Source organism: Desulfosporosinus meridiei DSM 13257 (assembly GCF_000231385.2).
GTDB lineage: Bacteria > Bacillota > Desulfitobacteriia > Desulfitobacteriales > Desulfitobacteriaceae > Desulfosporosinus > Desulfosporosinus meridiei.
In genome coordinates this window covers 1472143-1491803 of sequence record NC_018515.1, presented here as the reverse complement: position 1 = coordinate 1491803, position 19661 = coordinate 1472143, and the positions used below count along the sequence as shown (strand labels likewise).

Below are 19661 nucleotides of genomic sequence, written 5' to 3'. Positions count from 1 at the left end.
GAATTCCTATTTAGATATGAAAATCCAGTCTTTTTCCGTAATAATGTTTAAGCACCCAACTCATTACATAAAGGGCCAGACCAGCCATCCCTGAAAAAAGGATGGCGTAAGCACTTCCGATAGCCAAGTCCCCCCCATTAATAAACGGAAACATGAGTAAGGGTAAGGTTACCACCTGACCACCTCCTATCAAGAAGGTAATCAGATATTGGCTTAGTGAGATAAGGATACTTAAGCTTGCTCCGGCGACCATGCCGGGAACAAGATGGGGTAAGCTGATCTGCCAAAAACACTGCCACCAACCGGCTCCTAAGGTTCTGGCCTGATCTTCCAGGGAAGGCTCCAGTGTCTGAAAGCTTATAATTAAGGCTCTGACCATATAGGGTAGGGTCGGCGCTAAATGCGCCAAGATAACACCTAAAACAGATTCGGTTAACCCTAGCCTGAGAAAAGTCAGCTGAATTCCCATAGTCGAAACAAAGGCGGGAACGATAATCGGCGCATAGACGATTCCCTCAACTAGCATTTTTCCTCTGAAGCTATAGCGAGCTAGTGCATAGGCACCCGGCATTCCCAGAATTAAGTTAATAATTGTAACTACTAAAGCAATTTCCAAGCTAAGTCCTATGGAAGCATAAGTTCCCGAAGTCGATGACAGAACATAACTCCAAGCCCTATTGGTTAAAGCTTGGGGAAATAGATCCGGCCAGCGCCAGCCAACGGAAAGACTATTGACCAGTAAGGCGATAATGGGAAGCGCCAGGGTAAAAGCCAGGAGCAAACCCATCAGAAACCCTAGGTAATGTCTAAGACCTTTAATGGTTAACTTCTCCATCAACTTCTCCCTCCCGGCATTCCCCACCGGCGGCTGAGTTTGTAAGCCATGATCCCTAATAATGCCGTGATAACAGTCAAAACTACGTTGATCGCCATAGCTTCGGGCATTCGTTCCCACCCTCCATTAGTATAGAGAGTATAAGATAATACCGGCAGCATCTGGGGGTAGGTGACCCCCAATAAATAGGGCACTTCAAAAGCTGAAAAGGTAAAGGCAAACACTATGAAACAACTTGAAGTCCAGGCCGGCAAGAGCAGGGGAACCACTACTTCTATAAAAAACTGCCAAGGTTTGGCACCATATACTTTAGCGACTTCCAGCCAATTAGAGTATATATTTTTTAATACCGGGTAGAGCATCAAGGCTATAAATGGGGCTTCTTTCCAGGTATAGGCTAAGATAATCCCCCACCCTCTGGGGTCATTGGTTAAGACAGGAAAAACTTCAAACTGCTGAATCAAACCTAAGGCATAAAGTAAGCGCGCCAGATAACCACTCTGCATGAACAAAAGCACAATAATATAGGCTCCCACAAAGTGCGGAATGACTAAAGGGAGATTTAACAAACCCTCTAGCCAGAGGCAAATCCTTGATTTTCTCTGCTGATTTCTCAAAAAGAAAAGGGAGATTCCCACACCAAGAATCCCCGAGAAAAGAGTGGCTAATAAGGAAATCCTTAGGGTGAGCCAAAGGGACAACCAGAAGTCCTTAGAGTTTAATAATTTATGATAGGCCCGAGTAGAAAAATCTAATTGACCCGCAGCCGGAAAATATCCCAAGCTGTGGGCCAACCCTTCCACAAGACCGCCAAAAAACAAGATCACAATCACGCTCACCGTAGGAAGAACCAGCCAATAGGGCTTACTATTTTGCCACATATTCCAGCCAACCATTGTCAAGAACATCTACATAGGCGCTGGGTAACTCAGGGAGGCGATGACTGGCCAATTCTCCTGCCGGTAAAGTAGCAATCCCTCGATCAATCTCGGAAACTAGTCTTTGGTCTTCCGGAGATAGTTTCTCGAGGTCCAAGGACATATCTTCCCCCCAATTAAGCGGGTCGAATTTGGCAATTTGGGCTTCAGGAGAAAGCATAAAATTGATGGCCACCATTGCCCCCGCTTGGTGGGTGGAGTTAAAAGGGATGGATAGATAATGGGTATTGGCCAGTGTACCTGCTTCAAGCACAAAGGTACGGGTGGACGCCGGGAAGGTTCCCTTCTTAATCTCATTAGATGCCCTAGCCGGATCATATCCCATGGTCATCCAGACCTCGCCATTGGCATAAAGCTGATCCAGTTTGGCTAAGCTTTCCGGATAAGTCTTTCCTTCTCTCCATAAAGAAGTCTCCATGGAGTTCAGGTAATTCCAGAGAGGGGAGAGTTTAGGGGTAAGGCTATCCGCGTCCAGGGGTTTCATGTATTGCTGATAACCACCTGTCGTTTCATATAAGGCCTGACGTATAAAGGCGCTCCCCGTAAAATCGGGAGGAGCAGGATAAGTAAACTTGCCTGGGTTTTGCTTAACCCAATCAGCGAGCTGAGCCAGGGAAGTTGGAGGAGTCTTTATTTTATTGGAATCATAAATAAAGACAAATTGAGCTTTACCCCAGGGTGCTTCTAAGCCCTCCGTAGGTAAGCCGAAATCATCTTTTATATCCGGGGCATTAGCATCAATATATTGATTAAAATTAGGCAGCTGCTTATCGAAAGAACCCCAGAGCAGATCCTGTTCCTTAGCATTTTTAAAATTCTCACCGTTGATCCAGATCAGATCCACACTGCCCTCTTTTTTGTTGACCTGCTTTTCGGCAAGCAGCTTATTGACAGTGTCGTTAATATCATTGACCGGTGCACGATGCAAGGTAACTTCGTAATCCTCTTTTAACCGGGGGGCAACCCATTCATCCATGTAACGGTTGATTGATTCACTTCCACCCCACATATACATGTTAACTGTTTGCCCTTTAGCCTGGCTTGCCACCTCATCCCAATTGGCCTTTAAGAGATCTGTTGAAGTGGCGGCAGCGGCAGGATCACTTTTATTCTGAGCCTGAGAACAGCCGGCCAAAAATAAACAAATGGCTATGACTATTATTGTTATTACAGGAGTGGTTACTTTTCGCATGGTTTCAACCTGCCCTTCGTTTATCTGTGTCCCTTACGAGAATTAGTTAGAAGCTCAATTCATCACTAATATGTTATCTTTAGTAATTAACACTTACTTATTATAATCGAAGGTTCTCCTAGTCTCAATATTTTTTTTGCTCAGTCCTCTTCAACACGCAAATGACAAACTAAAATAATTATGTCCATTGATCCGGCAATAAATAAAACTAGGCGTCCCTGTTTTTATAGACAGGAACGCCCTTATGACTACTATGATTATTACTAGGTCTTCTTTAATCTCATATTTTAATCGGATTCTCAACAGTTCTGTCGGAAATAATATCCCCCGTATTCAGTGTTGACTTAGGTTCAATCAAAACAACCTCTACTTCCTCTTCAGCCACAGGCAAATGTTCCACGCCTTTTGGAATTATCAGGAACTCACCTGCTTTAAGGAGCACATCTTTATCACGAAATTTGATTAATAGTGTACCTTTAACAATCCAAAACAGTTCATCTTCATTCTCGTGACTATGCCAGATAAATTCTCCTTTTAGCTTCGCAACCTTAACATAAGAATTATTGAGTTCTCCAACAATTTTAGGGCTCCAATACTCGTTAAACAAGCTCATTTTTTCACTTATATCCACTTTATCTATCATGACCGCGTCTCCTTATTAACAATAATATCTTTTATAGTTTGAACAACTTTGTCTATGTCCTCTATAGACACGCCATAATTAGTGACAAAGCGGTACTCACCATCCTCCTGACCGTTTATCTTGATTTTTTTATTATTCAAACCTGCAATAAGCGCTGACTCACTTATTATTACCTCCGGCAAGGTGAAGAAGACCATATTTATATCCAAACGATCGCGGAGAACATGACAGGACTCAATTTCTTCCAGCCGATTTGCCAGATAACGGGCATTTTTGTGATCTTCGCCTAGTCTTGAGGTCATTTCAGTTAGGGCAATGACTCCTGCCGCTGCCAAAATGCCAGCTTGGCGAAGCCCACCCCCCATCAGTTTTCTATTTTTCCGGGCTTTAACGATAAAGTCATTGCCGCCAACCAAAATCGATCCAACCGGTGCACATAGACCTTTGGATAGACAGACATTTATAGAATCTGCACAAGCTGCAATCTCCTTCACTTCTACTCCAAGGGCAGCCGCCGCATTGAAAATACGTGCTCCATCAATATGAACAGGAATATCCTTAGACTTAGCCAAATGGTAGACTGCCTTCATATTATCTAACGGGACAGCCGTTCCTGATGAATGAGCGTTTTCCAGGCAGATTAGCCCTGTATTGGGGAAATGTATATCCTGGCTACGTATCATTTTTTCCAGCTTCTTCAGATCTGCGCGCCCCTTATCTGTGGGAAAAGAACGAGTTTGTACTCCTGCCAATACTGCCGCAGCCCCTACTTCGTGCATAAGAATATGACATTCTTCCCCCACCAGTATCTCATCACCTCTTTGAGTATGAGACATGATTGCCAATTGATTACCGAAAGTCCCTGATGGAACAAAAAGCGCAGCTTCTTTTCCTAATAGCTCGCTTGCTAATAGTTCCAACTTATTTACTGTTGGGTCATCACCATAGACATCATCCCCTACCTCTGCCAGGGCCATTGCTTGACGCATCTCCTTTGTTGGCTGCGTCACCGTATCGCTTCTAAGGTCAATCCACATTGTCTCATTCTCCTTTTTGAACCATCACTTTAGTAAATCTCTGCAGACATTATACTACAAATGCTGCCTAAAATTAAAAACCTGGAATGCCCGGGGAAGCAGAGCGCTTGGCCTCCAACTTCAAATAAAAAACGACCCCATAGATTTATTTGGCTGATCAATCTATGGGGTAAGGTTATGGTAACTTATGTTTATCAATTCCATATACCACTTCTATATGGGTGTTCCAATTTCCCTGTTAGCTGCCAACCATATATAATTTTCAATTATATTTTTGCAGTGGTACACTTATCTACCAAGTAAACAATGGATTGATAGCTAAGACCGCTATGCAGTGACAAGCCAATCTCACAGGTACGACTGTTGGAATATCCTGAATGGCAGCTCTCCGGCAGCGCATCTTTGAGCGAGGCTAAGGCCGAGGTATTTAATTCCGGAACAGTGAATCCACGGTCCCCTGCAAAACCACAACAGTGAACATCACTGGGCATAATGACATTTTCTGCGCAAGCCTGGGCCACATTATAAAACTTGTCTTTTAAGTTCATTTTTACGGAGCTGCAAGTTACATGAATTGCAACTGTTTCCGGCAATTGTTGAAAGCTGAGGTGTTGCAGCAGAAAGTCGTGAATGAATTCTACCGGTTCATAAAGCTTTACGGAGTGCATAACCCGCTTCATTCTATATAGACAGGGACTGGTGTCACAAAGGACGGGATATTTGCCGCCTTCACTGACCGTAAACAAAACTTTCTCCAGTTCAGCACTCTTTTTATCCGCGGTTTCGAAAAAGCCCTTACTTTCCCAAGGCATACCGCAACAGAGGCAGTCAATTTTGGGCGGTATGATCACTTCATACCCGGCTTTTTTTAACACAGACAGGGTCGCTTCACTTAAACTTCTTTGATCCAAATCGTTTTTCGCTGCCCCCATGGAGCGGCTGATACAACTTGGGAAATAAACAACTTTCAAAGGAGCTGATGAGTTAGCAGCCCTCGAAGGTGCAGGAACTTTCCCCCCTTTGGGCATCCAGGGATTCCACAGAGGGATAGTATCTCCGGAGATTTTTCGGGCACCCAAGGCTAAATTCTTCATCACTTTAGTACCCAGAAGACCATGCACTCCATTCACTGCCCCCAAGCCCAAACGCATAACTCCGGTAACTCCGCCCATATGATTTGCCAGGCTGTCCGCAACCCAGCGTTTGACAGGGGTAACGGATTGTGAACGCAGGAATTTAACATAATCTCCCGTGTTTATCCCTAAAGGACAAGTGGTTGCACATAACCCATCTACGGCACAGGTGACATTGCCCGGATAGAGAAAATCTTTTTCCAGACGAGACAGCCGCTCCGGATCATCCCCGGTTCGTTTCAATTCTTGAATTTCCCGCTGAATGACAATCCTTTGCCGAGGGGTTAAGGTTAGATTTTTCGAGGTGCAAATATTTTGACAGAAACCACAGTTGGTACAGGTATCGACTATTTGATGAGCCTGAGGCATGTTCTTTAAGTTCTCTAAATAAGCTTGGGGATTGTCATTGATGATTACTCCCGGATTAAGCAAGCTTTCCGGATCAAAGATTGCCTTGAGGCGTTTCATTAAGACATAGGCCTTTTTACCCCATTCAAATTCTACAAAAGGCGCCATATTGCGGCCTGTTCCATGCTCAGCTTTCAGAGAGCCGCCAAAACGTGCTACCACCAGCTCGCTGACATCCTGCATTAGCCCTTCATACCGGGGCAGATCCTCGGCTCGGCCAAAATCTTGGGTAAAAACAAAATGAAGATTGCCATCTAAAGCATGGCCATAGATAATTCCATCTCCATAGGAGTATTTGTCCATAATCTCTCTGAGGGCTAAAGTTGCTTCTGCCAAATTTTCTTTAGGAAAGGCCACATCTTCGATGATAACCCCCGTTCCCAAAGCTCTGATCGCTCCAACTGCCGGAAAAATCCCTTTGCGAATATTCCAGAGGTTCTCATACTCCGATTTTACCGCTGTAAAGCTCAGGGGCAGTACCGTGGGTATTTCACGGAGGAGTTCTTCAACTTGGGCAATTTTTCCCTGGAGAGTTTCGGCATCCACTCCGCGAACTTCTACCAGCAGGGCTGTGGCTGTGGCCGAAAGGGTCTTCAAGTAAGGGGGCATTCCGGGCTTCTCTTCCATGGTTTGTAAGGAAATTCTGTCCATCAATTCAGCAGCCGCTACAGTTTCCCGATCTAATTTTTGCACTGCCAAGCAGGCTTGTTCCATATCCGGATAGATGATCAAGGCTGAAGCCTTATGGCTATGTTCTATCACAGTATGATAAGTGATTTCAGAGATAAAGCCCAAAGTTCCCTCAGAACCGATCATCAGATGTTTAATAATCTCCAGAGGGTCTTCAAAATCCACAAAAGCATTGAGGCTATAGCCTGTGGTATTCTTGATTTTATATTTGCGTCGAATTGATTCTGTCAACTGAGGGTCAGAGATGATTTCAGCCCGGATCTTCAGGATTTCTTGGATAAGCTCTCCGTGAGAAGCGGCAAAGTCAGAACATGAGGAGGAATCCCCGGTATCCAACAAGGTTCCGTCACCTAAAATGATTTTCAGGTCGGCAACGGTTTGATAGCTGTTATCGGCGGTGCCACAACACATTCCACTGGCATTATTGGCTGCAATACCCCCGATCATGGCGTGATCAATGGAGGCAGGATCAGGTCCGATCTTACGGGCATAGTTTTTTAAAAAGCGATTGGCCTCGGCACCGATAATTCCCGGTTCCAGGACGATCTTTTCTCCCCGCTCCAGGATAGCGTGCCCTTTCCAAGCCCCTTGCAAGACTACCAGAACCGAATCTGTGACAGCTTGACCGGAAAGACTAGTACCGGCTGTTCGAAAAGTTAGAGGGACTTTAAATTGGCGGGAGATCTTGATAATCTTGGTGATCTCTTCGGGAGAGCGAACTTTCAGCACAATTTTAGGGATCAAACGATAAAAACTGGCATCTATACCATATGCCAAAGTATGTAACGGGTCACAAAATCGCCGATTAGCCGGGATAAAGCAGGCTGCCTCTTCCCAGAAATCTTGATAGGATTTCGGTAATTTTTCCAGGTCTTTCTGAAGTTCTTGGCTCATCATTCTCTCCCCTTCCTCCGGAAAATAGGTTAGCGCCCCTTAATCAACAGGTTCAAAGTCTTCTTTCCCCACACTACAGGTTGGACAAACCCAGTCTTCCGGAATATCTTCAAAGGAAGTACCCGGTGCTATTCCAGAGTCCGGATCACCCACAACAGGATCATAGACATAACCGCAAACCGAACATTGATATTTTTTCATAACTTTTTCCTCCCCCAGTCTTATTTTCTTAATCTTGTGAGAATATTAATATGGGTATATTTTATAATTAATCTAATTATAAATCAAGAGTGTTTTCTTCTTTTTGTCGATTACTTTCGACTTTTATTTAGATATCTCTGATTAGTAACCGTCAGGGCGTCTTAGGGACTTTCACCTTTTTGACTATGCCTATGCAGGACGAACTACAAGAAGTCGCCATCATCGCCCAAAGCGAAGTTGTCCAACCTGGGTACTAATCCTGCCTGGAACAGAGACAATCAGGTTAATTTGTAAGACGAATACACTAACGAGTTTCTGATCTGGCTCGACAATCCAATATTCTTTAACACCAGCTTTTTCATATTTATTGAACTTTACCACTCTATCCATTTTTATCGATGAAGGAGAAATGACCTCAATGATCATATCTGGTGCTCCGTTGCATCCTTTATCATCAATTTTTGCTTTATCACAGATGAGGTCCGGCAACTATATACACTCAACTATCTGTGATTTCAAATACGCGGAGATTTCATCTTGCCAAGAAACAATCTGCTTAATAAACATTTCTTCAGTAAAATGGTTTTCAATAAAAATAGCACCACCTTCTGTAAGGGCGGTGTGTGTATACTTAACAGTGCATTCAGTAACATCGTTTAAGTGTAATGTTTTGATATTTATTACGGTCACAAAATATTCCGGAGTTGTTCTTACATATTCTACCTCCACACCTGGATTATAAATACTACATAGCCAAATGTCATCTGTCATATTGGCCTGATGTTTCGTTGTAAAGACGCAGTTTTTTTCTGCTATTCCTGATTCTGAATAGAGCATATTGCATTCCCAGCCTGGAACCCAGTCTTTTTCAGCAATGGGGCAAAACAATTTGAAAATAGTCATGTTATCTCCCCGGATATCAATTTTGTGGATGTACTCTTTTCTCAATGAATTCTTCATATTGATTCTCCTTTCAACTTGTATGCATTAAGTGTAAACTATAAAGTTATAGACAGGTCAACCTAATATGTGAAAGGAGTAATATCCCTATGTTCAAGATAAGTGAGCTATGTAAGAAATATAATTTATCTAGGAGTACGCTGCTCTATTATGATTCCATCGGACTTCTTAAATGTCGTATAAGGTCAGATGCAGATTATCGTCTTTATACAGATGAGGATTCATCACGACTTGAGAGAATATGTAATTTCAGAAGAGCAGGGATTTCATTGGAAGAAATCAAACAGTTACTGGATTTTGAAGAATCAAGCTACAACACGATATTAAGCCAAAGATTTAATCAAATTAACCAAGAAATACAGGACTTAAGGAACCAACAAAGCTGTATTGCCAGTATGCTTAAAAATAATGAACTTCTTAGGACTTCAGAGTTAATAAGTAAAGGCACTTGGAATAATCTGATGCATTCATCCGGATTCGATGATAAATCATCGCGAAAGTGGCACGTACAATTCGAACAGATCTCGCCATCCGAGCATTCAATATTTCTTGAAACTCTTGGCCTTTCAAAAAAGGAAATTGCAGAAATAAAACAATGGTCGAAGATGGGGTAAGGGAACTCATTCCCGAGTTCCCTTACCCCATCTTTTAAGAATATTAGTCCATTTTATTTATAACTGTATCCAGTTATTTCTGATTACTTATTACTTACTAAACTCTTTGTATTCATCAATATAGAAAATTAAACAACCACAATTTGGACATACCGCTGCTTTAGGTTTGGCAGAAATATTATTAAATAGTCCTTTACCTTTCTTCTTAATTTTGATTCCTAATGTGTCGAACTCAACATTAATAGTCAAATCCTCTATCATTTCAGTTTGACATTGATTACAGATTTTTTTCATTTCTTTCCTCCCTTGTATATTCTTCCATCGCTTGATTCAACACTGGGTCTTGCATTGCAATCTCCTCCAATGTCTTTAAAATTTCTTCATTCTCTGAAGTGTATCTCAAGCTTCGGTTAATTCACACCCCACTAATTTATCGGAATCTCAAGCACTTTGTCATAGCTTGTTGTATAAGTCATTCTTTGGACATCGAGTTTTAACACATCTCCAGTACCTGAGAAACGCATGGTTCTAGTATGAATGATGGTGCCATCCTGCAACTTATCATAATCGTCCATGATGGTTTGTTCGAGAGAAACCTTCTGTCCGTCAATCCATAAATAAACTCGACTTAAGATAAGTCCTTCCTTACTGCTAAATGTAATTTGCGTCTCCCCCTGTACTTTTTCAATTTTATTGATCTCCACCTTTTGTCCTTGAATATTTAAGCTCTGTTTCTCACCATCATTTATTAACTTGAACTGTTGGTTTATATCATGGTCTGCTCCAAAGCTCACCAGTTCTAGTTGTAGCTCCTCTAAATCTGTGGGTAATGGATCATAATCACAATGAAAGGTCATCCCTTTCATATCTGTACTCATGCCGCCCCCTTGTCTTGCCACCTCTTTTCCATTGGCAATAAGCTTTAGCGTAAGGTCAGTTGCTCGTAATCTCTCTCCATTCAACTGATCTTTAGCCAATTCGAATATATTTTGAATTGAACCCTCGATGACAGTTTTTGTAGGGGATGCCAGAATTGAAGTGATTTTCAGTTTGGTTTTATCGACTTCAATCGTTTCATTGAGAGTCTTTTTTAAAGTATGTCCCATGGCAGTATTCCTATTTAAAGTAAAACTTATCTCAGCAGAATCTTCTCCTCCCTTGAAAATTCGAGAAAACTTTAACGTTAAGTTTTTTTCAAAAAGTTTGGGTGGCTCAAAACTGGCAAGATATTTAATTTCTGTATTTTCTTCATTAATGATTCCTTGGGAACTCTGATGATTGTATTCGCCCCAGAAAGCCTTTAAGGACATAAAAGCCGTTATATCGTTTTTATCCACGTGCCCTGAGGGATCTTTTATGGTATAGAACAATAAAAGTTGATTCTCATCTAACATTACGTAATCCACGGTCAAAGAGATTCCATTGTCAAATGTAAAACTCTTACCTATAGGTTGTCCTTTGCCGAGTGCACTCAATTGCTTTAATGATGCATTCATAACTTGATCGTACCCCAGGAGTTGTTTGCTATAGAAAGCAACCACATCATAGTTTAAAGATAATAGTAAAATGAAAACCATGGCCATAGCTGCTGTATAAACTCTAAATCTATTTCCAAATCTAAATTGTTTTTGCTTGTTTAAGGCGTTGCGAAGTCGCCCCTCTAACTCTTCGGGAACTTCCATTTCACTGACCTGTAACTTCTTGGCTTTAAGAATTTCTTCAATTTGGTTCATTCTTCACTCACTCCCATGCTTTCTTTTAATTTTATAAGCCCGGTGTGAATTCTTGATTTGACTGTTCCTAAAGGGATTTTTAAGATTGCAGCTATAGCTTCATACTCCAGATCAAGGTAATATCTTAGCTTTAGAATTTCCCGGAACTTGTAATTGATTTTCCCCATGTGTTTCTCAATATCCAGTTGTTCATCTTTCATCTGAAAGACGTCTGCATAAGTACCTTCGGGAATACTCCCGCTTAAAATTACTCTGTTCTTTCTTCTTAGGTTATTTTTGCAGCAATTAACTAAAATCGTCTTGCTCCAACTATAAAAAGCAGTACTATCCTTCAGCCTCTTTATATTTTCATAGACTTTAAGAATCATATCTTCCATGGCATCTAAGGCCTCGTCTGGGTTCTTCATATAGATATAGGCAAGGCGATAATAATCCTGTTTTTGCCGCATAATGAGTTCAATCAGTACTTCTTTATCCCCCTTTTTTGCTCGTTCTATCATCTGAATAAACTCATTCTCCAAAGCTTTTCCCCTCACTTCTATACCTATGAGTTCTATCTTACCTAATTAGTTCATTTTCCGGTAAACTATTTTTAAATATTCACTGAATGTTCTCCAATTACAAATCTTTAAATCAAAAAAGAGCCTCCCATGACCAATGTATCTCTAATTCCCATCTATAAAAGCGACATACTCTTGTTTGTTTTCACTTTTACGCTCTTTGCCAAGACTATTCAACTATTTTGATTTTTGTTAATTATTTAACATTCTTCTTTTTTATTCCATGTTAAGATTACATAAGACGAGATAACTTGTTGGATCTAATGACTAGAGGATAACGTAGCTCAGAGAAGAGGTGATATTAATATGGAGGTGCGTATAGTTGCCTGCGGCATATTCCAACTGGAACTTGAGCGAGTTCTAGAGGAAATAAGAACTAAATGTGAATCTGATGCTGAGTTTAAAGTTATCTACACAGCTCCGGCTCTGCATGTAGACTTTGATAAACTGAAAGATGGCATCACCCAGGCTTTAGATAATAATACGCCCGAAGAAAAAGTAGTCCTCTTTTTCGGCTCTATGTGCCATCCTGAGATGAACGAGTTCATAGAAGAATACAATGTTGTCAAGTTGGAACCTAAGAATTGTATTGAATTGATTTTAGGTAAGGAGAGGCAGAATGAGCTAGAAAAATCGGATAAGATATTTTACATTACTCAAGGTTGGTTGCAAAACTGGCGGGAAATTTTTAGTCAGGGACAAGGCTGGGACGAAATTGATGCTAGGCAGAATTTTGGTTTCTACGACAAAATCTTGCTCCTAGACACTGGTGTATCCGAGTTCAATGATGAGGATATCTTGGATTTTTTCGAATATACACAGGTACCAATCGAAATTGAAAATATTGATTTGACAGTTTTTAAAAAGAGTGTGGTTGAAACGCTAGAGAAAGCATTAGGCAAGAAAATTCTTACTAACATCGGTTAAATACGCAAAAAAAGTTTAAGGAGTGAATTTAATGGTTATAACTCAAGAAATTAAAGATGTAATATCAAAGGCTCCGTTTATTCCTATCACTACTGCTTCTGTCCATGGAGAACCGCACATGATCGTAGTAGGAAAAGTAGCAGAAATAAGAGAAGCTGATATACTAGGGTTTGGTATCTACAAGATGGAGGTCACTCAACAAAACATCAAAGACAACGGAATGATGCAGGTTGTAATAGCAACCATGGAAGGTGGCCCCAAAGGCTACAGGCTCACAGGCAAAGCATGCATAGAAGAGAAACTGGTTTTATTTAAGGCAGAAAAGGCAGAGGTGCTTCTGTAGAATCTCCTGAATGCACAATAATCCCGCTTATGACAGGCGGGATTATTGTGCATTTCAGGTTTTAGTATTGTTGGGCATTTTTCTGATACACTCTATTTTAGCAAACCGTTATTATGCATGAGGAGGAAAAGCATGAAGCACTGCATTATCTGTCTGCAGCAATTGGACCTATTTCAGGGACTAGAACGAGATCAATTTACTAACTTGTGTCAATGTACAAATAGAAAGAGATTGTCCAGAGGACACTACCTTTTTCATCAAGGAGAGGCAACAAGTACCATATACCTAATAAAATCGGGTAAGCTGAAACTCGTACAAACTGCCGAGGATGGCCATGAAACAATACTGGATGTATGCGGCCCCGGTGAAGTCTTAGGTGAATTGTCCTTTTATCAAGAACAAAATGAGTACTCAAGCGCCATAGCTATGGAAGAGGTTTGCATATGCTGTTTCAGTAAACTCCAATTTGAAGGGTTAATCAAACAAGATCCTTCGTTTGCCCTAAGGATTATTGGCTACTTAGGGCAAAAACGTTATGAAACCATGTTGAAATCAGGAAAAGAATCTGGATTACCCGTTAAAGAGAGACTGTTACAGCTTTTTTATCGTTTAGCTGAACAATATGGACAAGAAAGGCCGACCTCGACTTTGATAGATCTAAAAATCACCCAGCAAGAATTAGCTGATATGATCGGCTCTTCGCGTGTTATGGTCATTCAGGCACTTAAAGAGTTTAAAGCTGCTAATATAATTGACCGGGAAAATAGATATTTCGTCTTGAAAAACGACCCTTGCACCAGTATTCATACCTTCGAATAATGTAAGTTCTCTTTAACTCAGGTATGTCACTACAATTGCGAATCATTAAATCGAAAAAAGAGCACCCTTATTTGAGCGCTCTCCGGTCTAAACTGTCATGGATTGGTGTCATCTTAAATTCTTTATCTCCTCTTCGGACATACCTGTAATGTCGGAGATTGACAGTTGGCGAAGTTTTCGAAGCACAAACATTTTAGAATTTTTTCCTTTTTCCAATGATGTTTTTATGCGGATTATTTATTCCCATCGAAAATCTACCAATGTTTGTAAGACTTTATCATGGCAAATTCATGTTGATCATTCTCTAGTCCCATTGGAAGAATGCTATTTTAGCGCAATAAAAAAGACCCTCTTCAGGTCTCTTATAATTTCTTATAAACTTCTCCGCGAGGACCAATTTTGATGATACTAATTACTATGTTTTCATCATCTTTGCTAAATACAATTCTGTAATTACCAACTCTTAATCTGTAGTTGTCAATACTTTCTTACAATTTTTTAACATCACCAACCGGAAGTTGGTTTATAGCATTAATTATTCTAACTTGTGTATTTCTGTCCAATTTCTTTAAGTATTTAAGGCAATCTTTTTCATACTTAATATTGTATCTCATCTTTGTTTATCCCCAATTCTTTTAGAAGTTCATCTTGATCAATAAATTGACCTTTCGCTTTTACTTCTTCAAGATAGGACTGTTCTTCAGCAGTAATAAATTCATGTTCGGACTCATTAATTTGATCCCATTTGTTTTGGCTATCTCTAACCTTTAAAAATTCTGCTAAATCTATAATCGTTTTAATACTTTCCGGTTTTAATTCACCTTTTAAGATTTGCTCAATCTTTTGAGCTAAAGTCATACTAGCCCCTCCCCAAAGATCAATTTATTTCATCTTGCAAATATTTACAATTTATATCATAAATAATTAACTCTGGGTTATTCAAAAATTCATCTTTATTTCCTAGGATTCTTGGTATCATTATATAGGATTGAGACGCAAGATTACATATTTTTTCACATTTAGCGTGAAAGTAAAATGCTAAGAATTTCTGTTGCCTTATCCGTTTGCTTATAATAGGGGCATTTATCTCCTCGGCATTCATGAGGGTGTCGCAGGCTATAGGTACAAACGATCTGATCGGGAGCAGCCAAAGAGACATTAAAGAGCATTTGAGCCGAATTGATTGCCAAAAACCAAAAAATGTTTGCTCTGCCGTTTTTAACGAGTTCTAAAAAGTCTGTCCGACGTCAAAATAAATTCGTGCCGGTGAGGCACGGGGAGTTCCTGTTTCAAATGGCTGCTCATATATGTCTTTCAATGCCTAGGGAAAGGGAGGTTTGGAAATTCGGGCTTTTCTGCCTTTCGGTAAGCTAGCTTAATCCCCGTCAAAAAGGGCAATTTCGCAAAACCTCGCCCCCCACTTCCGCAACGACCTCCCGCCAGAGCTGCACAGGCTGCCGGGCCAATTCTGCCGGCACGATCTCCGTTAACCGGATTTGCCGGTCACTGAGGCTTTGATTAACCTCCCGGAAGACTGCCGCTGCCTGAGCCTCATGGTTACATAGGCGCACATGCTCCTTTGACATTAGGTGTTAGGAGATTCACCCAACTTTAATCGCCCGCTCATGGCAGTTAATCTGACATTTTCCACACTGGGTGCAGGCCGATGCCTTGATGACATAAGCTCTTGATTTACCCTTGACTTTGATTTTCAATCTCCCAAACATACCAAGCCGGTCATAGTCCTCCTGCTTGATTTCTTTTAAGGCCAGTACCTTAGCCGGGCATTTGCTGACACAGACACCGCAGCCATCGCAGCGATTCAAATTAACGTTTACACTCATAAATCAACACTCCTCTGACTACTTTGCACTTTTCTTTTAATGCTCATTAGATGCATGATTGATAACTTGAACTTATAAGTCTTCAGGAATTAAAGCGGTAACCGGTTCCCCAGAGGGTCTCTATATATTCCGGATTGGCCGGATCTTTTTCAATCTTCTTCCTGATCTTTTGGATATGAACGGCCACAGTTGCCAGATCACCATAGTATTCCGCACTCCAAAGCTTATCGAAAAGGTGCTCCTTACTGAACACCAGGTTGGGATTGGAGGCGAAAAAGAGCAAGAGTTCGTATTCCTTGGCCGTGAGCTGCACTTCTTTGCCGTTGACATAGACTTTATGGGCGGCTGTATTGATTTCCAGCCCGCGGTAATTGATGATTTCCAAAGCTGAATTCCTGCCCGTCAAGCGTTCATAGCGGTTTAAATGGGATTTGATGCGGGCCATAAGCTCCGCTGGACTGAAAGGCTTGGTCAGATAATCATCGGCCCCATAATCCAGTCCCCTGATTTTATCAATATCCTCACTCCTGGCCGACAGAACGATAATCGGAATCTCCAGCTTCCGCCGGACTTCTTTGATAATCGTAAAACCATCTTTTTGCGGCAGCATCAAATCCACTATCAGAATGTCATAGACCCCGGTGAGAGCTTTCTGTAGCCCTGCCTCCCCATCCATAACGATATCCACCTTATAGCCGTTTAGCTGCAGATAATCCCGCTCCATCTCTGCAATATTTAAATCATCCTCAACGATCAGGACACTTTTCATGATCTCCTACCCACTTTCATGACCTCTATTTCTGAACAGGCAGCTTGATTGTAAAACGGGACCCTTCCCCGCTGATACTGACAACTGTTATTTTTCCTCCTTGGGCCTCAATCAGCTCTTTGGCAATCGCCAGCCCCAGCCCTGTACTCACAAAATCCTTGGAACGTTCAAGGTCAATCCGGTAAAATCGGTCAAAGATGTGCGGAAGCCGGTCGGCCGGAATTCCCGGACCATTGTCTGCGATATTGATGCAAACATACTCCTCCTGCTCAGATAACTCCATGACCACTTTTAAATCCTGCTCCGGACCATATTTCACAGCATTGTCCACGATATTCCTGATTGCCTGATAGACCCGTTTTCCGTCAATCCTGACCGGATAATCCTGATCTGTCTGATCCCGGTAGGAAAACTCAAGTTGCTTTTCTTCAAATTCAAACTTCAGTTCAATTGCCAAATCTTCCAGGTAGGCTTGGATGTTCAGGATTTCATAATTCATATTTAATTTGTCCATATCCAGTTTAGAGAATAAAAACAGGTCATCAATCAGCTTGTTCATATACACGGTATTACTGTAAATGGTCTTCAGATACGGATTCAGTTGCCCCGGCTGGGTAACATATCCCTCCATGATCATTTCCAGGTAGCCCTGAATCGACGTGATGGGCGTTTTTAAATCATGAGAAATGTTCGCGACCAAATTCTTTCTGTTTTCCTCATACTCCTGATTGATTCGTTCGCTTTCCTGGAGTTTAAGGGCCATCTCATTAAATGAATGAATTAACTGCGCAAACTCATTTTGAACCTCTGGCTGAATCGACACATTATAATTGCCTTGGCCGATTTCGGTGAATACATTCTTCAGCTGTTCGATCGGCTTAAAGACCTTCTTTTCCAAGCGCTGGTAAAGGATAAAGTGGACCATTTCCTTGGTAATAAGGATAAGTGCAAAAATTACACCGATGGCCTTCAGACCCATCCAATAGTACAGCAGGAATAAAAGAAACAGAGTTAAAAGGAAACCGATGGGGCGGAAAAACTTCATGGATCTGCGCATGCTGCGGAATTCCTCGTAATTCCAGTCCGGGAATTCCCCGTGCTTCAAATGACGATATTTCTCATGATGCAACTTTTCTTGATGAAGCCGCTGATAAAACTTACGAAAATCATGGTTTGATCTCAACTTTGTTCACCTTCTTCCTTGATAATTTTTAACATTGTTTTTCCCTTTATCATAAACCGCTCTTGCTGTTCTGATGTGTTTATTTTAATTCATAGTTTTAAATATACTATAAAGCAATTTTAAAAACTTTATAAAAATTTATTTTGGCTAGGAATTTTATTTTCCTCCAAACATATACGATTTAATCTATTTGATGGTCTATATCAAGGTTATTTTTGAGGAACCTTGAGCTGTTGGTTAAATTCCTCCATATCAAATATCCCAGTTCTCATCGGGTGTCTGCTGTTAAAAATCATCTTCATAAGGCTTCTGCATGCTGTCATCCACATACTCGAGGTCTGATACTTGGTTAACAGCTTCCCACCACTTAAAGCTTCGATTCGGCGAAACATGCTTGAGGGCCGTCATATATTGTCGTTTCGCATAGATACCTGGAACCTGCGCGGAGCGAGATAAGGTATTATAAATTTCGCAAATAGAAAATTATGTTCCCAAAAAAGAAGGACATAGAAGCAACCGCTTGGAAAGATAAAGTTACCACACCAAATCTACCAAGAAAGGGGTTGCGACTATGTCTGAGAAAATTATACACCTAAACGAAGGCGTCATAAAGCAGGAGTTAAAGGAACTAGTCCGTCATAGTGTTGAGGAAACTCTTAATAACCTTCTGGATCAGGAAGCTAATGAGCTGACGAATGCCGGTCGATATGAACGTACTGAGGATCGTAAAGGGTACCGATCGGGTCATTACGAGCGAAATCTAACCACTACCTCTGGGGAGGTTAAGTTGAAAATGCCTAAGCTTAAAGGAGTTGCCTTTGAAACAGCCATTATCGAACGATACCGCCGACGAGAAAGCTCCGTTGAAGAAGCTTTGATTGAGATGTATTTAGCCGGTGTTTCAGTTCGTCGAGTTGAGGACATCACTGAAGCCCTGTGGGGAACTAAAGTATCCGCCGGGACAGTCAGCCAGCTTAATAAAAAAGTCTATGGGCACATAGACACGTGGCGTAAACGGCCTCTGCAGGGTAAGTATCCCTATGTCTATGTTGATGGTATCTACCTCAAACGCAACTGGGGCGGAGAGTATGAGAATGTGGCTATCTTAATTGCTATGGCAGTCAATGAAGACGGTTATCGAGAAGTCATTGGTGCCTCCGAAGGAATGAAAGAAGACAAGGCCAGTTGGCATTAGTTCCTTAAAAGCTTAAAAGAGCGTGGCCTTTCCGGAGTCCAATTGGTGATTGGAGACAAATGCCTGGGACTCCTGGAGGCAGTGAATGAAACCTTTCCTGAAGCAAAATTCCAGCGATGTAATGTCCATTTTTATCGAAATGTGTTTTCAGTAACACCTCGATCGAAGACGAAGGAAGTCGCAGCTATGTTGAAGGCAATTCATGCTCAGGAGGATAAAGCTGCGGCCAAAGAAAAGGCAGCAGCAGTTGTAGTCAAACTCAAAGACATGAAGCTGAAAGAAGCGGCAAAGAAGGTCGAAGACAGTATCGTAGAAACACTAACCTACATGGATTTTCCACAAGTACACTGGACAAAGCTGCGGAGTAACAATGTCATCGAACGATTAAATCGGGAAATTCGTCGGAGAACTCGAGTCGTTGGTACATTTCCTGACGGAAACTCGGCATTGATGCTTGTGTGCGCTAGATTGCGACATGTAGCCAGTAAAGCTTGGGGAACAAAAATGTATATGAGCATGAAACATCTTGAAGAAATGAACAAAGAAAAAAACCAAATAGCCGGTTAATTGACGATTGAATCTCTGGGGTCGACTTGACATGGGACCCTGCTCGGATGCTTCAATGGGTCGAGGGCTGAGGCTCATAGGATGTATTTCTTTTGGGTAAGCCCCATCCCTTGATTAAGGGTAGCATCCTCGCCCCCATGTCAAGTCAGCTATTGGGTCACGGGAGATAGACCTTG

The 19661-nt window shown here is 41.5% G+C and carries 21 protein-coding genes and 3 pseudogenes; 5 read left to right on the top strand and 19 right to left on the bottom strand.

The window, feature by feature from the left end; translation table 11 throughout:
* Window positions 1-10: 10 nt before the first annotated feature.
* The 9 genes and pseudogenes from DESMER_RS06840 to DESMER_RS24345 form a co-directional block, all read right to left on the bottom strand.
* Window positions 11-835, bottom strand: coding sequence for an ABC transporter permease (locus tag DESMER_RS06840; protein ID WP_014902332.1), 825 nt, complete (start codon window positions 833-835; stop codon window positions 11-13).
* Entirely contained in the window at window positions 835-1716 is an 882-nt protein-coding gene (locus DESMER_RS06835) for an ABC transporter permease (RefSeq protein WP_014902331.1), read from the bottom strand. The genes DESMER_RS06840 and DESMER_RS06835 overlap by 1 nt, the downstream gene beginning before the upstream one ends.
* On the bottom strand, window positions 1703-2965 hold the full coding sequence (locus tag DESMER_RS06830) for an ABC transporter substrate-binding protein (RefSeq protein ID WP_014902330.1): 1263 nt from the start codon (window positions 2963-2965) through the stop codon (window positions 1703-1705). Before DESMER_RS06830 ends, DESMER_RS06835 begins: the two co-directional genes overlap by 14 nt.
* A gap of 280 nt (window positions 2966-3245) precedes the next feature.
* Entirely contained in the window at window positions 3246-3608 is a 363-nt protein-coding gene (locus DESMER_RS06825; RefSeq protein WP_014902329.1) for a cupin domain-containing protein, read from the bottom strand.
* Window positions 3605-4645: a low-specificity L-threonine aldolase gene (gene ltaE, locus DESMER_RS06820; protein WP_014902328.1), complete on the bottom strand. Its 1041-nt coding sequence runs from the start codon at window positions 4643-4645 to the stop codon at window positions 3605-3607. The genes DESMER_RS06825 and ltaE overlap by 4 nt, the downstream gene beginning before the upstream one ends.
* A gap of 266 nt (window positions 4646-4911) precedes the next feature.
* Window positions 4912-7773, bottom strand: a complete 2862-nt coding sequence (locus DESMER_RS06815) for an FAD-binding and (Fe-S)-binding domain-containing protein (RefSeq protein ID WP_014902327.1) — start codon at window positions 7771-7773, stop codon at window positions 4912-4914.
* 36 nt (window positions 7774-7809) lie between these two features.
* On the bottom strand, window positions 7810-7971 hold the full coding sequence (gene rd / locus DESMER_RS06810; protein WP_014902326.1) for a rubredoxin: 162 nt from the start codon (window positions 7969-7971) through the stop codon (window positions 7810-7812).
* Between the two features lie 282 nt (window positions 7972-8253).
* Window positions 8254-8451, bottom strand: a pseudogene (locus tag DESMER_RS24350) (Uma2 family endonuclease); the annotation flags it as partial.
* A gap of 9 nt (window positions 8452-8460) precedes the next feature.
* A complete protein-coding gene (locus DESMER_RS24345) occupies window positions 8461-8931 on the bottom strand; it encodes a hypothetical protein (protein ID WP_014902325.1) in 471 nt (156 codons plus the stop codon).
* A gap of 89 nt (window positions 8932-9020) precedes the next feature.
* Between DESMER_RS24345 and DESMER_RS06800 the strand changes: the two genes are divergently transcribed.
* On the top strand, window positions 9021-9545 hold the full coding sequence (locus DESMER_RS06800) for a MerR family transcriptional regulator (RefSeq protein WP_014902324.1): 525 nt from the start codon (window positions 9021-9023) through the stop codon (window positions 9543-9545).
* A gap of 90 nt (window positions 9546-9635) precedes the next feature.
* Here DESMER_RS06800 and DESMER_RS06795 read toward each other — a convergent pair whose 3' ends face one another.
* From DESMER_RS06795 to DESMER_RS06785, 3 genes are all read right to left on the bottom strand, one after another.
* On the bottom strand, window positions 9636-9839 hold the full coding sequence (locus DESMER_RS06795; RefSeq protein ID WP_014902323.1) for a hypothetical protein: 204 nt from the start codon (window positions 9837-9839) through the stop codon (window positions 9636-9638).
* Window positions 9840-9970: 131 nt separating this feature from the next.
* Window positions 9971-11278, bottom strand: coding sequence for a DUF4179 domain-containing protein (locus tag DESMER_RS06790; RefSeq protein ID WP_014902322.1), 1308 nt, complete (start codon window positions 11276-11278; stop codon window positions 9971-9973).
* The gene (locus DESMER_RS06785) at window positions 11275-11799 is read right to left on the bottom strand and encodes an RNA polymerase sigma factor (RefSeq protein WP_014902321.1); all 525 of its coding nucleotides are present in this window, start codon (window positions 11797-11799) and stop codon (window positions 11275-11277) included. The genes DESMER_RS06790 and DESMER_RS06785 overlap by 4 nt, the downstream gene beginning before the upstream one ends.
* A gap of 345 nt (window positions 11800-12144) precedes the next feature.
* On the opposite strand from DESMER_RS06785, the gene DESMER_RS06780 reads away from it, so the two are divergent.
* From DESMER_RS06780 to DESMER_RS06770, 3 genes are all read left to right on the top strand, one after another.
* Window positions 12145-12765 carry a DUF1638 domain-containing protein gene (locus tag DESMER_RS06780; RefSeq protein ID WP_014902320.1) on the top strand — a complete coding sequence of 207 codons (621 nt, stop codon included), beginning with the start codon at window positions 12145-12147 and terminating at the stop codon, window positions 12763-12765.
* Window positions 12766-12796: 31 nt separating this feature from the next.
* A complete protein-coding gene (locus DESMER_RS06775) occupies window positions 12797-13108 on the top strand; it encodes a pyridoxamine 5'-phosphate oxidase family protein (RefSeq protein ID WP_014902319.1) in 312 nt (103 codons plus the stop codon).
* A 132-nt stretch (window positions 13109-13240) separates the two neighbouring features.
* Entirely contained in the window at window positions 13241-13927 is a 687-nt protein-coding gene (locus DESMER_RS06770) for a Crp/Fnr family transcriptional regulator (protein WP_014902318.1), read from the top strand.
* Between the two features lie 362 nt (window positions 13928-14289).
* Here DESMER_RS06770 and DESMER_RS24340 read toward each other — a convergent pair whose 3' ends face one another.
* The 7 genes and pseudogenes from DESMER_RS24340 to DESMER_RS06740 form a co-directional block, all read right to left on the bottom strand.
* Window positions 14290-14409 carry a type II toxin-antitoxin system RelE family toxin gene (locus DESMER_RS24340; protein ID WP_282433076.1) on the bottom strand — a complete coding sequence of 40 codons (120 nt, stop codon included), beginning with the start codon at window positions 14407-14409 and terminating at the stop codon, window positions 14290-14292.
* 115 nt (window positions 14410-14524) lie between these two features.
* Complete coding sequence (locus DESMER_RS06760; RefSeq protein ID WP_014902317.1) at window positions 14525-14785, bottom strand: hypothetical protein; 261 nt, start codon at window positions 14783-14785, stop codon at window positions 14525-14527.
* 176 nt (window positions 14786-14961) lie between these two features.
* Window positions 14962-15105: pseudogene (locus tag DESMER_RS24910) on the bottom strand (metal-binding double selenoprotein MbdU); the annotation flags it as partial.
* A gap of 207 nt (window positions 15106-15312) precedes the next feature.
* A complete protein-coding gene (locus DESMER_RS06755; RefSeq protein ID WP_042333482.1) occupies window positions 15313-15498 on the bottom strand; it encodes a hypothetical protein in 186 nt (61 codons plus the stop codon).
* Window positions 15499-15528: 30 nt separating this feature from the next.
* Window positions 15529-15771: a 4Fe-4S dicluster domain-containing protein gene (locus DESMER_RS06750; RefSeq protein ID WP_014902316.1), complete on the bottom strand. Its 243-nt coding sequence runs from the start codon at window positions 15769-15771 to the stop codon at window positions 15529-15531.
* 82 nt (window positions 15772-15853) lie between these two features.
* Complete coding sequence (locus tag DESMER_RS06745; RefSeq protein WP_014902315.1) at window positions 15854-16540, bottom strand: response regulator transcription factor; 687 nt, start codon at window positions 16538-16540, stop codon at window positions 15854-15856.
* A gap of 25 nt (window positions 16541-16565) precedes the next feature.
* Window positions 16566-17723 (bottom strand): HAMP domain-containing sensor histidine kinase, encoded by a 1158-nt coding sequence (locus tag DESMER_RS06740; protein WP_014902314.1) that lies wholly within the window; start codon window positions 17721-17723, stop codon window positions 16566-16568.
* 571 nt (window positions 17724-18294) lie between these two features.
* Between DESMER_RS06740 and DESMER_RS06735 the strand changes: the two are divergent.
* Window positions 18295-19485: pseudogene (locus DESMER_RS06735) on the top strand (IS256 family transposase).
* Window positions 19486-19661 lie beyond the last annotated feature (176 nt).

Bases quoted from the DNA above. Each gene is read 5' to 3' on its own strand.
- DESMER_RS06750 (WP_014902316.1), bottom strand. From the start codon at position 15,771: ATGAGTGTAAACGTTAATTTGAATCGCTGCGATGGCTGCGGTGTCTGT.
- DESMER_RS06760 (WP_014902317.1), bottom strand. From the start codon at position 14,785: ATGACTTTAGCTCAAAAGATTGAGCAAATCTTAAAAGGTGAATTAAAA.
- DESMER_RS24345 (WP_014902325.1), bottom strand. From the start codon at position 8,931: ATGAAGAATTCATTGAGAAAAGAGTACATCCACAAAATTGATATCCGG.
- DESMER_RS06780 (WP_014902320.1), top strand. From the start codon at position 12,145: ATGGAGGTGCGTATAGTTGCCTGCGGCATATTCCAACTGGAACTTGAG.
- DESMER_RS06835 (WP_014902331.1), bottom strand. From the start codon at position 1,716: ATGTGGCAAAATAGTAAGCCCTATTGGCTGGTTCTTCCTACGGTGAGC.
- DESMER_RS06800 (WP_014902324.1), top strand. From the start codon at position 9,021: ATGTTCAAGATAAGTGAGCTATGTAAGAAATATAATTTATCTAGGAGT.
- DESMER_RS06770 (WP_014902318.1), top strand. From the start codon at position 13,241: ATGAAGCACTGCATTATCTGTCTGCAGCAATTGGACCTATTTCAGGGA.
- DESMER_RS06840 (WP_014902332.1), bottom strand. From the start codon at position 835: ATGGAGAAGTTAACCATTAAAGGTCTTAGACATTACCTAGGGTTTCTG.
- DESMER_RS06815 (WP_014902327.1), bottom strand. From the start codon at position 7,773: ATGATGAGCCAAGAACTTCAGAAAGACCTGGAAAAATTACCGAAATCC.
- DESMER_RS06795 (WP_014902323.1), bottom strand. From the start codon at position 9,839: ATGAAAAAAATCTGTAATCAATGTCAAACTGAAATGATAGAGGATTTG.
- DESMER_RS06790 (WP_014902322.1), bottom strand. From the start codon at position 11,278: ATGAACCAAATTGAAGAAATTCTTAAAGCCAAGAAGTTACAGGTCAGT.
- DESMER_RS06775 (WP_014902319.1), top strand. From the start codon at position 12,797: ATGGTTATAACTCAAGAAATTAAAGATGTAATATCAAAGGCTCCGTTT.
- DESMER_RS06830 (WP_014902330.1), bottom strand. From the start codon at position 2,965: ATGCGAAAAGTAACCACTCCTGTAATAACAATAATAGTCATAGCCATT.
- rd (WP_014902326.1), bottom strand. From the start codon at position 7,971: ATGAAAAAATATCAATGTTCGGTTTGCGGTTATGTCTATGATCCTGTT.
- DESMER_RS06825 (WP_014902329.1), bottom strand. From the start codon at position 3,608: ATGATAGATAAAGTGGATATAAGTGAAAAAATGAGCTTGTTTAACGAG.
- ltaE (WP_014902328.1), bottom strand. From the start codon at position 4,645: ATGTGGATTGACCTTAGAAGCGATACGGTGACGCAGCCAACAAAGGAG.
- DESMER_RS06745 (WP_014902315.1), bottom strand. From the start codon at position 16,540: ATGAAAAGTGTCCTGATCGTTGAGGATGATTTAAATATTGCAGAGATG.